The sequence below is a fragment of the Cellulomonas sp. Root137 genome, from assembly GCF_001426725.1.
Lineage (GTDB): Bacteria > Actinomycetota > Actinomycetes > Actinomycetales > Cellulomonadaceae > Cellulomonas.
This window is the reverse complement of record NZ_LMFG01000002.1, coordinates 454,699-467,382: the sequence shown is the minus strand read 5'-3', so window position 1 is coordinate 467,382 and position 12,684 is coordinate 454,699. Positions and strand designations below refer to the sequence as shown.

Below are 12,684 nucleotides of genomic sequence, written 5' to 3'. Positions count from 1 at the left end.
CCAGTTCTCGACAGGTCACCCGAAGCGTAGGGTGCGCGTCCCGGTGCTGCTCGCCATCTCACCCGCTCCTGACGGGGGCCCACCCGGTCGGGCGTGTGCGACAGGGCTGCGGACGTCGGATAATGGACGGCCGCTCCGTGCCCTGCGTCGTGCCTCGACGCTCGCTGGGGCGGCGCGTACGCACGGCCGGGAGCTCCCGGCGGAACGGAGATCGCCCAGGTGGCAGGCATGGACAACGAGCTGGCGGTCGAGCAGCGGGTCGTCGACCAGCTGTACGGCCGGCTCGACGACCTCCGCGCGCAGACGCGGGCCCGGCTGGCCGACGTGCGCCGGGAGGGCCCTTCGGGCTCCCCGCAGAACCGCAGCGAGCGGGACGCGTTCGCCACCCTCTACGAGGACCGCATCGCCCAGCTCGAGGCCGTCGAGGAGCGCCTGGTCTTCGGTCGGCTCGACCTCGACGACGACACCCGCCGCTACATCGGACGGCTCGGTCTCACGGACACGGAGCAGACCCAGCTCCTCACCGACTGGCGCGCCCCGGCTGCCCAGGCCTTCTACCGGGCGACCGCCGCCCACCCCGACGGCGTCGTCCGTCGTCGGCACGTCGTCACCCGCGGGCGCAGCGTGACCAGCGTGGAGGACGAGGTCCTCGACCTGGACCTGCTGACGGAGGACTCCGGGTCGCGCCTGAGCGGGCTCTCCGGGGAAGGTGCACTCCTCGCCGGCCTCGCCGCGGGTCGCACCGGCCGGATGGGTGACATCGTCGCCACGATCCAGGGCGAGCAGGACGCGATCATCCGCTCCGAGCTGGGTGGCGCGCTCGTCGTGCAGGGCGGTCCCGGCACGGGCAAGACCGCCGTCGCCCTGCACCGCGCGGCCTACCTCCTGTACGCGCACCGGCGCATGCTCGAGCGCTCGGGCGTCCTGCTCGTCGGGCCCAGCCGCACGTTCCTGCGGTACATCGACCAGGTGCTCCCCTCCCTCGGCGAGACCGGGGTCGTCACCACGACGATCGCGGAGCTGTACCCCGGCATCCAGGCGACGGCGACGGAGGACGAGGCGGTCGCCGAGCTGAAGGGCCGTGCCCTGTGGGCCCAGGTCGTCGCCCGTGCGGTGCGCGACCGGGAGCGGATCCCCGCGCAGCCGGTGCACATCCGCGTCGACGGCCACGACCTGGTCATCCGGCCGAACGAGATCGCGTCGGCCATGGCGCGCGCCCGGCGCAACCACAAGCCCCACAACCAGGCGCGCATCTCGTTCGTGCGCGACATGCTGGGCCGGCTCGCGGAGCAGTACGTGCTCCAGCTCGGCCAGGAGGTGCCGTCCGACGAGCGCGGCGAGATCGTCGAGGAGCTGCGCACCACCCGGGAGATCCGGGTCGCGCTCAACCTGGCCTGGATGCCGATCACCCCGCAGAAGCTCGTCGCGGACCTCTGGTCGAAGCCGCACCGGCTCGCGTCCGCCGCACCCCAGCTCAGCGAGCGGGAGCGCGCGATGCTCGTGCGCGACGCCGACGCGCCCTGGACCCCGGCCGACGTCCCGATCCTCGACGAGGCCGCGGAGCTGCTGGGCGAGGACGACCAGGCGGCCCGTGCCGAGGCCCGTGCCGCCGCCGACCGGCGCACCTCGGAGCTCGCCTACGCCCGGCAGGTGCTGGAGTCCACGGGAAGCTCGGGGATGGTCTCCGCGGAGATGCTCGCCGACCGGTTCGCGACGACGGGCCCGACGCTCACCACCGCCGAGCGCGCCGCGGCCGACCGGTCGTGGACCTACGGGCACGTGGTGGTCGACGAGGCGCAGGAGCTCTCCGCGATGGCGTGGCGGTCCCTGCTGCGCCGGGTCCCGACGAGGTCGCTGACCATCGTCGGGGACGTCGCGCAGACCACCGCGACCGCCGGTGCACGCAGCTGGGCGGCGCAGCTGGACCCGGTGCTGCGCTCGTCGTGGCGCCTGAACGAGCTCACCGTGAACTACCGGACCCCGGCGGAGGTCGCCGACACCGCGCGGCGGGTGGCCGTCGCGGCGAACCTGCCCGTCAGCGCGCTGACGTCCGCCCGCGAGGTGGACGACTCCCTGGTGGTCGAGCGGACGGCGGACGTCGTGGCCGCCGTGGCCGAGCGGACCGAGAAGCTCGTCGCCGAGGTCACCGACTCCACGGGCGCCGGGCGGATCGCCGTGATCGCGGTGGACGGACGCCTTGTCGCGATCGGCGACGCCCTGCGCGCGGCGGGGCTGCGGCCGGCCCTCGGGACCGGCACGAGCGCGGCGGACCTCGACGCGCCGCTCGTCGTGCTCAGCCCGCGCGAGGCGAAGGGCCTCGAGTTCGACGTCGTCGTGCTCGTCGAGCCGGCCGAGGTGATCGAGGCCAGCGCGGGCGACCTGTACGTCGCGATGACCCGGCCGACCCGCGCGCTGCACGTGCTGCACGACCGCCCGCTCCCCCGGGGCTGGCACTCCGAGGGCTGACGAGCCGTCTCACGCGTGTCCGAGGGCCGGACCGCTGTGGGCCCCGGCGGCTGCGAGGCGCACCATAGGGGCGTGCTGAAGGCCCTGCTGCTCGAGAACCTCCACCCCCAGGCTCGCTCGATCCTCGAGACGGCCGGCTTCGACGTGACGACCCGCACCGGGGCGCTCGACGAGGCCGAGCTCGTCGAGGCGCTCGACGGCGTCCACCTGCTGGGCATCCGCTCCAAGACGCACGTCACCGCGGAGGTGCTCGCGCAGTCTCCGTCGCTGGTCGCGATCGGGGCGTACTGCATCGGGACCAACCAGATCGACCTGGCGGAGGCCGCCTCGCGGGGCGTCGCGACGTTCAACGCGCCGTTCTCGAACACGCGCTCCGTGGTCGAGATCGCGATCTCGGACATCATCTCGCTGACGCGCCGGCAGTCCGAGCTCGACCGCGCCATGCACGACGGCGTCTGGAACAAGTCGGCCACCGGGGCGCACGAGATCCGCGGACGCACGCTCGGCATCGTCGGCTACGGCAACATCGGGACGCAGCTGTCCGTGCTGGCGGAGAACCTCGGCATGTCGGTCGTGTTCTACGACACCGCGGAGAAGCTCGCGCTGGGCAACGCCCGGCGGATGCACACTCTGGACGAGCTGCTCGAGGCCGCGGACATCGTGACGCTGCACGTCGACGGCCGCAGCGGCAACGCCGGCCTGTTCGGCGCCAAGCAGTTCGCGCAGATGCGGCCCGGAGCGGTCTTCCTCAACCTCTCGCGCGGGTTCGTCGTGGACTACTCCTCGCTGCGGGACGCCATCGTGTCCGGCCACGTCGCCGGTGCCGCCGTCGACGTGTTCCCCGTGGAGCCCAAGCGCAACGGCGACCCGTTCGAGTCGGAGCTGCGCGGCCTGCCCAACGTCATCCTCACGCCGCACACCGGCGGGTCCACGGAGGAGGCGCAGGAGGCCATCGGCCAGTTCGTGTCCAACAAGGTGCGCGACTACCTGGCCACCGGGTCCACCACGCTGAGCGTCAACCTGCCCAACCTCGCGCTCGAGCAGCAGCCGGGCGTGCACCGCCTCGCCTACCTGCACCGCAACGTCCCGGGCGTGCTGGCCGCCGTCAACGCGACGCTGGCCGAGCACGGCGTGAACATCGAGGGCCAGCTCCTCGCCACCCGCGGGGAGCTCGGCTACGTGGTCACCGACGCCGGCGCGCGGGTCGACCCCGCCGTGCTCGAGGCCCTGGAGTCGCGGCCCGAGTCCGTGCGTCTGCGCCTGCTGTCCTGATCTCGCAGCGAAGGGGCCCGACCACCTGGTGGTGGTCGGGCCCCTTCGTCGCGTGGTGCTACGCCGATCCGGACTTGCGCTGGAAGCGTCGCTGCGACGGTCCGGCGGTCTCCGAGCCGTGCACCGGGCCGGTGTTGGTGGAGCCGTCCGCGGTGCGGTGCTGGTTGGACTTCTTGCGCTCGAGCGCCTCGCGGAACTTCGCCTTCGCGTCGTCGCTCACCGCCGCCCCCGTCGTCCCCTTGTCGTCGTCCTTGGCCATGGGCGTCTCCTTCGATGCTGTGTGCCGACGGACGTCTGCGCCCGCGACCTGCACAGCCTTGCCGACTCGGGCCCGCGGCGCCACCTCTTCTCACGCCGGGTAGCGTCGGCGGCGTGCTGGATGCTCCCGAACTCCCCCACCGGAACGCCGGAGGGCTGTCGTGGCCGGTGGTGTCGCTCGGCCTGTGGCAGAACTTCGGCGCGACGACGCCGTTCGAGGACCAGCGCCGGCTCGTCCTGCACGCCGTCGACCGGGGTGTCGTGCACCTGGATCTCGCGAACAACTACGGCCCGCCCCCGTTCGCCGCCGAGGAGTCCGTGGGCCGGCTGCTGGCCCGTGACCTGCGCGGACGCCGCGACGAGCTGCTCATCACCACGAAGGCCGGCTACCGGGCGTGGCCAGGGCCGTACGGCGAGCACGGCTCGGCGAAGTACCTGCGCGCGTCCCTGGACGAGTCGCTGCGGCGGCTCGGGCTCGACAGCGTCGACGTGTTCTACAGCCACCGGTTCGACCCCACGACGCCGCTCGAGGAGACCCTCGGCGCGCTCGACCGGGCCGTCCGGTCGGGCAAGGCGCGCCACGCCGGGATCTCGTCCTACTCGGCGGACCGGACCGTGGAGGCCCTCGAGGTCGCGCGCTCGCTCGGCCTGCGCCTCGCCGTGCACCAGCCCGCCTACTCCCTGCTCAACCGGTGGGTCGAGCAGCCCGGCGACGACGGCCGGTCCCTCCTCGACGTCGCCGGCGACGCCGGCATGGCCGTCGTCGCGTTCTCCCCGCTCGCGCAGGGGATGCTCAGCACGCGCTACCTGCACGGCGTCCCCGCCGACTCGCGGGCCGCGCGCGGCGGGCCGCTGCGCACCGAGTGGCTGACCGACGAGGCGCTCGACCACGTCCGGGCGCTCGACGCGATCGCCGGGGCCGGCGGCCGGACGCTGCCGCAGCTCGCGCTCGCGTGGGTGCTGCGGGACCCGCGCGTCACCTCCGTGCTCGTGGGCGCCCGCACCACCGCGCAGCTGGACGAGAACCTCGCGGCCGTCGCCCTGCCGCCCCTGACCGCCGACGAGCTCGCCGCGATCGAGCCGCACGCCGTCGACGCCGGGATCAACCTCTGGGGCGTGCGGTCCAGCGACCGCTGAGTCAGCCGCCCACGGGCAGGTGCGCGGCCCACCAGCGCAGCACGTGCTCGAACCGCACCTGCCGGTGGCGGGGGTTCCCCGAGCGCGTGAGCTCGTGCCCCTCGCCCGGGAACAGCAGCAGCTCTGCCGCGACCCCCCGCCGCTTCAGCTCGACGAACCAGCGCTGCCCCTGCTCGACCGGGCACCGCCAGTCCTGCTCCGAGTGGATGACCAGGGTCGGCGTGCGGACCCGTCCCACGTGCGCCATCGGCGACTGGGCCGCCAGCGCCGCCGCACCGTGCTCCTCGACGTCGTCGCCGAGGTACTCCAGACCGAAGAACCAGCCGATGTCGCTGGACCCGACGAAGCTGACCGGGTCGAGGAACCCGCGCTCGACGATCGCCGCCACGAACCGGTCCGTGCGCGTGGTGAGCCAGGCCGTGAGGTATCCGCCGTAGGAACCACCCATGACCCCCACGCGCTCCCCGTCCAGCGCGGGGTCCTCCAGGGCGGCACCCAGCAGGGCGAGCACGTCGTCGGTGTCCACCGTCCCGAACCCGTGCCGGATGGCGAGCCCGTGCGCGCGGCCGTACCCCGACGACCCTCGAGGGTTCCCGAGCACGACCGCGTAGCCGGCCTCGGCCAGCACCTGGACCTCGTCGAAGAGCGCGTGCGTGTACTGCGCGAACGGGCCGCCGTGGATCATCAGGATCGTGGGGTGCGGTCCCGCGCCGTAGCGGCCCTCGTCGGGCGTCACCACCCAGCCGTGCACCGGGTACCCGTCGGGCGCCGTCGCGTGCAGCTCGACCGGCTCCCGGACTCGACCGGTCGCCCGCAGGGGCGCGCCCAGATCGGTGCGCGCCTCGCGCGTCCCGTCGAGCGGGTCGACCACGAGCAGCTCGCCGGGGCTGGACGGCGTCGCCGAGACGACGGCGAGCCTCCCGGTCCCGCCGGCGCCTGCGGCTGCCGCGACCCCCGTGACCACGACCTGGCCCTCGACCAGCGCGGTCCGCTCGCCCTCGGCGGAGATCCGCACGAGGTGGGTGGCACCGCGCCGCTCGACGAGCACGAGCGCATCGTCGTCGACCTCGGCCAGGCCGCCCGACAGCTGGTCCTCCTCCGGGTCGGTGAGCCGGACAGGTGCGCCGCTGCCGTCGAGCGGGAGCCGGTAGAGCCCGACCTGCGCGGCGACGAAGTCTCGACCGGTCGGCCCGAGGTCGCTGGCCAGCAGCCACAGCGCGGTGCCGTCCGCGGACGGCAGCACCTCGTCGACGCCCAGCGTGCTCCCCGCGTCGGCGTCGGTGAGCGGCACCGGCGTCGCCGGGGCGGCCGAGGGTGACGCGTCGATGCGCACCACGTCGGCGCGCAGGTCGGTCTCGCGCGACGCGTGCCGCGCCGAGACTCCGACGAGCGCCTGCCCGGACGGCAGCCATCGCGCGCCCGCCACACCGATCTCGCCCGAGGTCAGCGCGAGCGGGTCGGGCACGTCCCCCGGGCGCTCCCCGTCAGCCGGCAGGTCGACGACGAACACGTGCTGGGGGCGGTCCCGGAAGAAGCCGATGCCGTCGGAGCGGTACTTCAGCTCGGTGATGTGCCGGGGGTCCTCGTTCCCGGGCTTGCCCTCGGCCGCATACCGCCCCTCCTCGGGCACGCGCGCCAGGTAGGCGATCCGCGTGCCGTCCGGGGAGAACCGCGGCTCGGAGGCGCCCAGGGGCGCGTCGGTCAGCCGGAACGGCTCACCCCCGTCGGCCTCGACGACGTGCACCTGCGGCTTGCCCTCCGGCTCGGCGCGCAGGAACGCGACCCACCGACCGTCCGGGCTCACGTCCGGCGACGTGTCGCGGTGCCCGCGGGTGAGCGGGCGGGGCGGGGCGCCGCCGTCGAGGTCGACGGACCACAGGTGGCCGACGTACTCGTCGGCGGTCAGGTCCGGTCGGACGACCGACACGATCGCGCGAGAGCCGTCCGGGAGGACAGCGGGGACACCGGGGACATGGAGGAGCTCGAGATCCGTAGGACGCACCCGACGAACCTACGTGGTGTCGCCGACAGACGCCGGTGCGGCCGATCGGCGTGCCGCTCAGCTGGTGCGAACGTCCTCGCCCGACGGCTCGACCGGCTCGTCGGCGTCGTCGTCCGTCTCGGACTCGTGCTCCGCACGCAGGACCGTGATCGCCGCCTCGAAGTCCTCCAGGGAGTCGAACGCCTGGTAGACGCTGGCGAACCGCAGGTAGGCGACCTCGTCCAGCTCACGGAGCGGTCCGAGGATGGCGAGCCCGATCTCGTACGCGTCGATCTCCGCCGAGCCGGCGCTGCGCAGCGTCTCCTCGACCTTCTGCGCGAGCAGAGCGAGGTCGTCCTCGCTCACCGGACGGCCCTGGCAGGCCTTGCGGACGCCACCGGCGATCTTCTCGCGGCTGAAGGGCTCGGTGGCCCCGGAGCGCTTGACGACCGAGAGGCTGGCGGTCTCCACCGTGGTGAACCTGCGGTTGCAGTGGGGGCACTGCCGGCGGCGCCGGATGGTCGACCCGTCGTCCGACGTCCGCGAGTCGACGACCCGCGAGTCCGGGTGGCGGCAGAACGGACAGTGCACCGTGATCCCCTTCGAGCCTGACGCGTGGCGCCCGGGCGACTGCCGGCGACGATCGCGTCGTGAGCGCGTGCGTGACGCTAGGCCACGCGTCCCGGCGTCGCAAGGTCGGTGCCGGGCACGCCGTGAGCGTAGTGCCGACGCGGCCGACGGCGGGGATGCGCGAGGGCGGTCATCTGATGATGACCGCCCTCGTGGGACGCACGGAGCCGATCGCGGCACCGCCGCGTCCGTCCAGCGGGGCGTCTTGCGCCGGCGACGAACTTCCCCTCCGCCGTCGGCCGCAGAGCGCGCCCGCCCTCCCTCAGTCGGCGGGGAGGACGATGACCTGCCCGGCCATCAGTCCGGCGTCGGGGAGCTCGTTGAGGCGGACGAGGTCGAACACCACGTCCCGCACGTCCTCGGTGGGTGCCGCGATGGACTCGGCGATCTCCCAGAGCGTCTCGCCGGGCGCCACGACGTGCCGCACGACCTCCTGGGCGCCCGCGGGACCGTCGGCCGCCGCCTGCGTTCCCAGCAGCGTGATCGCGGCGATGACGGCGGCGGCGAGCGCCCAGAGCACGGAACGCCCGCGCGCGGTGAGCCGGAGGTGGGACGCGGACGGCACCGCAGCTGCACGCTCGACGCGGGCAGTCGCCACGCGGGCGGTCGCCACACGGGTGCTCGTCGCACGTCCGGGCACCCGAGCCGGCACCAGGTTCGGCATCGCCGGTCCCATCACCATCGCGCTCATCACGTCTCTCGTTCCTGCTCGGCCCGGTGTCCCGGGGGAGAGCCTCGGTCGATCCCGCCCGTCGAACGCCTGTTCGTCGAACGCTTGTACGATGTCTACCAGCATCCGGCGACACTGTCGAGACACGATCGAACAGATGTTTGATCTTCGGTCCCGACATCCCTAGGCTGGCGGTGCAGCACAAGCGGACCACGAGGCACTGACACGCACGCCGGGATCCCCCGTCGTCGCAGGTCAGGACACCGCGACCGTGAGCTGGACGAGGCGGAGAAGGCTGAGCGTGCTGCGAGGCGGCCGCCGGACGGAGGAGGAGCGCAGTGACGGACTCACGGGACACGTCCCAGCCCGAGAAGGACCTGGCGACGGTGCACACGCTCCCGGACGGGGCACCCGGACCGGACGGCCTCACCGCGCGCCAGCGGCTCGTGCTCGACACCATCCGGTCGTCGGTCGAGTCCCGCGGCTACCCGCCGAGCATGCGCGAGATCGGGGAGGCCGTCGGCCTCACCAGCCCGTCGAGCGTGAAGCACCAGCTCATGGCCCTCGAGCGCAAGGGCTACCTGCGACGGGACCCCAACCGCCCCCGGGCCATCGAGGTCGTGCACGCCGACGACTCGCGGGGCGTCGGCACCTGGACGGCCCCCGACGGCAGCCGCTCGAGCTTCCCCGACCAGGGCGACGGCGAGCGCCTCCCCGCGCCCTCCTACGTGCCGGTGGTCGGTCGGATCGCGGCCGGCGGTCCGATCCTCGCCGAGCAGGTGGTCGAGGACGTGTTCCCGCTCCCCCGCCAGCTCGTCGGCGACGGCGACCTGTTCCTGCTCAAGGTCGTCGGTGACTCGATGATCGACGCGGCCATCTGCGACGGCGACTGGGTCGTGGTCCGCCGTCAGCCCGTGGCGGAGAACGGCGAGATCGTGGCCGCGATGATCGACGGCGAGGCCACGGTCAAGACGCTCAAGCGCATCGACGGCCACGTCTGGCTCATGCCGCACAACCCCGCCTACTCCCCCATCCCGGGTGACGAGTCGACGATCCTCGGCCGCGTGGTGAGCGTGCTCCGCAGCCTCTGACACAGCAGATCGGGCCGCACCTCGTGGGAGGTGCGGCCCGATCGCGCGTCCGGGGAACGGAGGTGCGGGCTCAGAACCCGAACTGGCGGGCGACCGAACGCACCGCGTCCGCCGAGTTGCGCAGCCCCGCGAGCTCCTCGTCGGAGAGCGGGACCGGGAGCCGCTCGCCGACACCGTTGGCACCGACGATCGCCGGCACGGACAGGCACACGTCACTGATCCCGTAGTAGTCGTCGAGCAGCGACGAGACGGGCAGCACCCGGCCCTCGTCCTTCACGATCGCCTCGATGATCCGCGAGCCCGCCAGCGCGACCGCGTAGTTCGTCGCACCCTTGCCCTCGATGATCCGGTACGCGGAGTCGACAACCTCCCGGGCGATCCCGTCGCGGACCTCGGCGGTCAGCGGCCCGCTGCCCCCCGCGCCGGTCCACTCGAGCAGCGGGACCGACCCGATGCTTGCGGACCCCCACAGCGGCAGCTCGGTGTCCCCGTGCTCGCCGGCGATGTACGCGTGCACGTTCTGCACGGCGACGCCGGTGTGCTGCGCGATGAGGTAGCGCAGCCGGGAGGAGTCGAGGACCGTGCCGGACCCGAACAGCTGCGACGGCGGCAGTCCGGAGATCTGCAGCGCGGCGTACGTGACCACGTCGACGGGGTTGGTGACCATCACGTAGACCGCGTCGGGCGCGACCTCGACGACCGCCGGCAGCACCTTGCGGACGAGGCCGATGGTCGCCTCCGCGAGGTCCAGCCGGGACTGACCGGGCTTCTGCTTGGCGCCCGCCGTGAACATCACCACGTCCGCGTCCGCGCACACCGCGAGGTCGTCGGACCCGACCACCTGCGCCATGGGCATGAACTGGATGCCGTGGCCGAGGTCGAGGGCCTCGGCCTCCGCCTTGGCCGCGTTGATGTCGTACAGCGCCACGGAGCGAGCGGCCCCCCGCATGAGCGCGGCGTAGGCCATCGTCGACCCGACGGCACCGGCTCCCACGATCGCGAGCTTCGACGTACGGCGGCCACTTCGGGACGGGGCCATGCCGACGTCTTCCATGTCCAGGCTCTCGGTCATCTCACACACCTCTGGGTCGGGGACGGGTCGAGGCTAGCCGGACGTGGCGAGCCGCTGCAGCGCCGCGATGGCCACCGAACGGTCCGTCGTCCGCCAGAAGTCGGGCAGCGAGCGCGTGAGGAAGTTCCCGTAGCCCGCGGTGGCCAGCCGGGGGTCGAGCACGGCGACCACCCCTCGGTCCTCGCTGGTGCGGATCAGGCGGCCGGCGCCCTGGGCCAGGAGCAGCGCCGCGTGGGTGGCCGACACGGCCAGGAAGCCGTTGCCTCCGGCCTTCTCGATCGCGTCGGACCGCGCGGAGCTCACGGGGTCGTCCGGGCGCGGGAACGGGATGCGGTCGATGATGACCAGCCGGCAGGTGGCCCCGGGGACGTCGACGCCCTGCCAGAGAGACAGGGTGCCGAACAGGCAGGTGGCCTCGTCGGCGATGAACTGGGACACCAGCGTGGGCAGCTGGTCGTCGCCCTGGACGAGGATCGGGACGTCCAGACGCTCGCGCATCGCGGCCGCCGCCGCGTTCGCCGCGCGGCGCGACGAGAAGAGACCGAGCGTGCGGCCCCCGGCGGCGGTCACCAGGTCGGCGATCTCGTCGAGCTGCGCGTCGGTGGCGGGCTCGCGACCGGGCTTCGGCAGGTGCCGCGCGAGGTAGAGGATGCCCTGCCGCGGGTAGTCGAAGGGGCTGCCGACGTCGAGCCCGTGCCAGGGCGCACCTGCCGGGGCGGGCGTGGACTCCCCAGCGAGGGAGGTCGGGCCGACGGGCTCGGCGTCGGGCCGGACCTCGAGGCCGACCGCACGGGCGATGGGGTCGAAGGAGCCGCCCAGCTCCAGGGTCGCCGACGTCAGCACGCCCGAGCGGCCCGCGAGGAGGTGGGTGCGGATGAGCCCGTTGACGGCGAGCGGCGCCGCGTAGAGCCGGGTGAGCATGCCGCCGCGGCGGTCCTCCGTGCGTGCGCACCACAGGACCGTGTGGCGGTTGTCCTCGGGGTCGGCGGCCATGCGGTCGGCCACCTCGTGCAGGGCGAGCATCGTCGCCTGGGCCATCTTGCGGCCGCCCTCCGGCGGCGCGTTCGGCCCGGTCTCGGGCTTGAGCACGCTGAGCAGCGCGCGCGTGGCGTCGCGGACGCTGGCCACCGCGTCACGGGCCGCGGGCGGCAGGCCGTCGCGGAACCGGGCCTCGGGCAGGCCGACCAGCACCGTGGCCAGCGCCTGGCTCGCGGAGTCGAGGTCGGTCGTCGGGACGCCACCGTGCCGACGGGCCAGGCGGGCCGCGTGCTCGATGGTGGCGACGGACAGCTCGGAGGTCGACTGGGCGGTCACCCGGTCGGTGAGCTCATGGGCCTCGTCGACGATCAGCACCTGGTGCTCGGGTAGGACACCGGGCGACCCGGAGGCCGCGATCCCCACCATCGCGTGGTTGGTGACGACGACGTCCGCCTCCCGGGAGGCCGCCTTCGCCTTCTCGGGGAAGCACTCGGCGAGCATCGGGCACTTGCCGCCAAGGCACTCGAGCGAGGTCACCGAGACCTGCCGCCACGCCTGCGCCGTCACACCCGGCACGAGGTCGTCGCGGTCGCCCGTGCCGGTCTCGTCGGCCCACTCCCGCAGCCGGAGCACCTGCGCGCCCAGGCTCTCGGTCGGCCCGGTCACGCCCGTGCGGGCGGGGGCAGGGTGCTCGGCCGCCCCCGCGTGCTCACCGAGGTCGAACAGCGTGCCGGTGTCGTCGTCGGGGTATCCGCCGGCGACCTTGTGGACGCAGAGGTAGTTGTGCCAGCCCTTGAGCAGCGCGATCGACGCGGGACGCGGCAGGTGCGGCTCGAGCGCCTTGGCGACGAGCGGCAGGTCGCGCGTGATGATCTGGCGCTGGAGCGCCAGCGTGGCGGTCGAGACGACGACGTGCTCGTCCTCCAGGACGGCGTGCCGCAGCGCGGGCACCAGGTACCCGAGCGACTTGCCCGTGCCGGTGCCGGCCTGCACCAGCAGGTGCTCGCCCTTCTCGATGGTCTCCGCCACGGCGACCGCCATCTGGTGCTGGCCGTCGCGACGGACCCCGCCGAGCGCGTCGACCGCGAGGTCGAGGAGCTTCTCGACGGAGGGGTCGGCGTCTGGCACC

The 12,684-nt window shown here is 73.7% G+C and carries 10 protein-coding genes; 4 read left to right on the top strand and 6 right to left on the bottom strand.

What is annotated here, in order from left to right; all coding sequences use genetic code 11:
* Window positions 1–228: 228 nt before the first annotated feature.
* Both ASD18_RS14620 and serA read left to right on the top strand, forming a co-directional pair.
* A complete protein-coding gene (locus ASD18_RS14620; RefSeq protein WP_235522406.1) occupies window positions 229–2,466 on the top strand; it encodes an AAA family ATPase in 2,238 nt (745 codons plus the stop codon).
* A gap of 72 nt (window positions 2,467–2,538) precedes the next feature.
* The gene (gene serA, locus ASD18_RS14615; RefSeq protein ID WP_056093364.1) at window positions 2,539–3,738 is read left to right on the top strand and encodes a phosphoglycerate dehydrogenase; all 1,200 of its coding nucleotides are present in this window, start codon (window positions 2,539–2,541) and stop codon (window positions 3,736–3,738) included.
* Between the two features lie 58 nt (window positions 3,739–3,796).
* On the opposite strand, the gene ASD18_RS14610 is transcribed toward serA, so the two are convergent.
* Window positions 3,797–3,997, bottom strand: coding sequence for a DUF5302 domain-containing protein (locus tag ASD18_RS14610; protein WP_056093362.1), 201 nt, complete (start codon window positions 3,995–3,997; stop codon window positions 3,797–3,799).
* 113 nt (window positions 3,998–4,110) lie between these two features.
* Here ASD18_RS14610 and ASD18_RS14605 point away from each other — a divergent pair, with 113 nt between their 5' ends.
* Entirely contained in the window at window positions 4,111–5,133 is a 1,023-nt protein-coding gene (locus tag ASD18_RS14605; protein ID WP_056093359.1) for an aldo/keto reductase, read from the top strand.
* A 1-nt stretch (window position 5,134) separates the two neighbouring features.
* Here the strand turns inward: ASD18_RS14605 and ASD18_RS14600 are convergent, their stop codons facing one another.
* From ASD18_RS14600 to ASD18_RS14590, 3 genes are all read right to left on the bottom strand, one after another.
* Window positions 5,135–7,135, bottom strand: a complete 2,001-nt coding sequence (locus ASD18_RS14600) for a S9 family peptidase (RefSeq protein ID WP_056093356.1) — start codon at window positions 7,133–7,135, stop codon at window positions 5,135–5,137.
* 57 nt (window positions 7,136–7,192) lie between these two features.
* Complete coding sequence (gene nrdR, locus ASD18_RS14595) at window positions 7,193–7,705, bottom strand: transcriptional regulator NrdR (protein ID WP_056093351.1); 513 nt, start codon at window positions 7,703–7,705, stop codon at window positions 7,193–7,195.
* Between the two features lie 301 nt (window positions 7,706–8,006).
* Window positions 8,007–8,435 carry a LysM peptidoglycan-binding domain-containing protein gene (locus ASD18_RS14590; protein WP_056093346.1) on the bottom strand — a complete coding sequence of 143 codons (429 nt, stop codon included), beginning with the start codon at window positions 8,433–8,435 and terminating at the stop codon, window positions 8,007–8,009.
* 317 nt (window positions 8,436–8,752) lie between these two features.
* On the opposite strand from ASD18_RS14590, the gene lexA reads away from it, so the two are divergent.
* Window positions 8,753–9,505 (top strand): transcriptional repressor LexA, encoded by a 753-nt coding sequence (gene lexA / locus ASD18_RS14585; RefSeq protein ID WP_056093343.1) that lies wholly within the window; start codon window positions 8,753–8,755, stop codon window positions 9,503–9,505.
* Between the two features lie 70 nt (window positions 9,506–9,575).
* Here the strand turns inward: lexA and ASD18_RS14580 are convergent, their stop codons facing one another.
* Together ASD18_RS14580 and ASD18_RS14575 are read right to left on the bottom strand one after the other, a co-directional pair.
* A complete protein-coding gene (locus ASD18_RS14580) occupies window positions 9,576–10,577 on the bottom strand; it encodes an L-lactate dehydrogenase (protein WP_056093340.1) in 1,002 nt (333 codons plus the stop codon).
* Window positions 10,578–10,610: 33 nt separating this feature from the next.
* Complete coding sequence (locus ASD18_RS14575) at window positions 10,611–12,683, bottom strand: ATP-dependent DNA helicase (protein WP_056093338.1); 2,073 nt, start codon at window positions 12,681–12,683, stop codon at window positions 10,611–10,613.
* Between the last annotated feature and the right edge of the window lies 1 nt (window position 12,684).

What these genes read in the sequence shown, in the direction of transcription:
- ASD18_RS14620 (WP_235522406.1), top strand. Translation starts at nt 229, where the DNA reads ATGGACAACGAGCTGGCGGTCGAGCAGCGGGTCGTCGACCAGCTGTAC.
- ASD18_RS14610 (WP_056093362.1), bottom strand. Translation starts at nt 3,997, where the DNA reads ATGGCCAAGGACGACGACAAGGGGACGACGGGGGCGGCGGTGAGCGAC.
- ASD18_RS14590 (WP_056093346.1), bottom strand. Translation starts at nt 8,435, where the DNA reads ATGAGCGCGATGGTGATGGGACCGGCGATGCCGAACCTGGTGCCGGCT.
- ASD18_RS14580 (WP_056093340.1), bottom strand. Translation starts at nt 10,577, where the DNA reads ATGACCGAGAGCCTGGACATGGAAGACGTCGGCATGGCCCCGTCCCGA.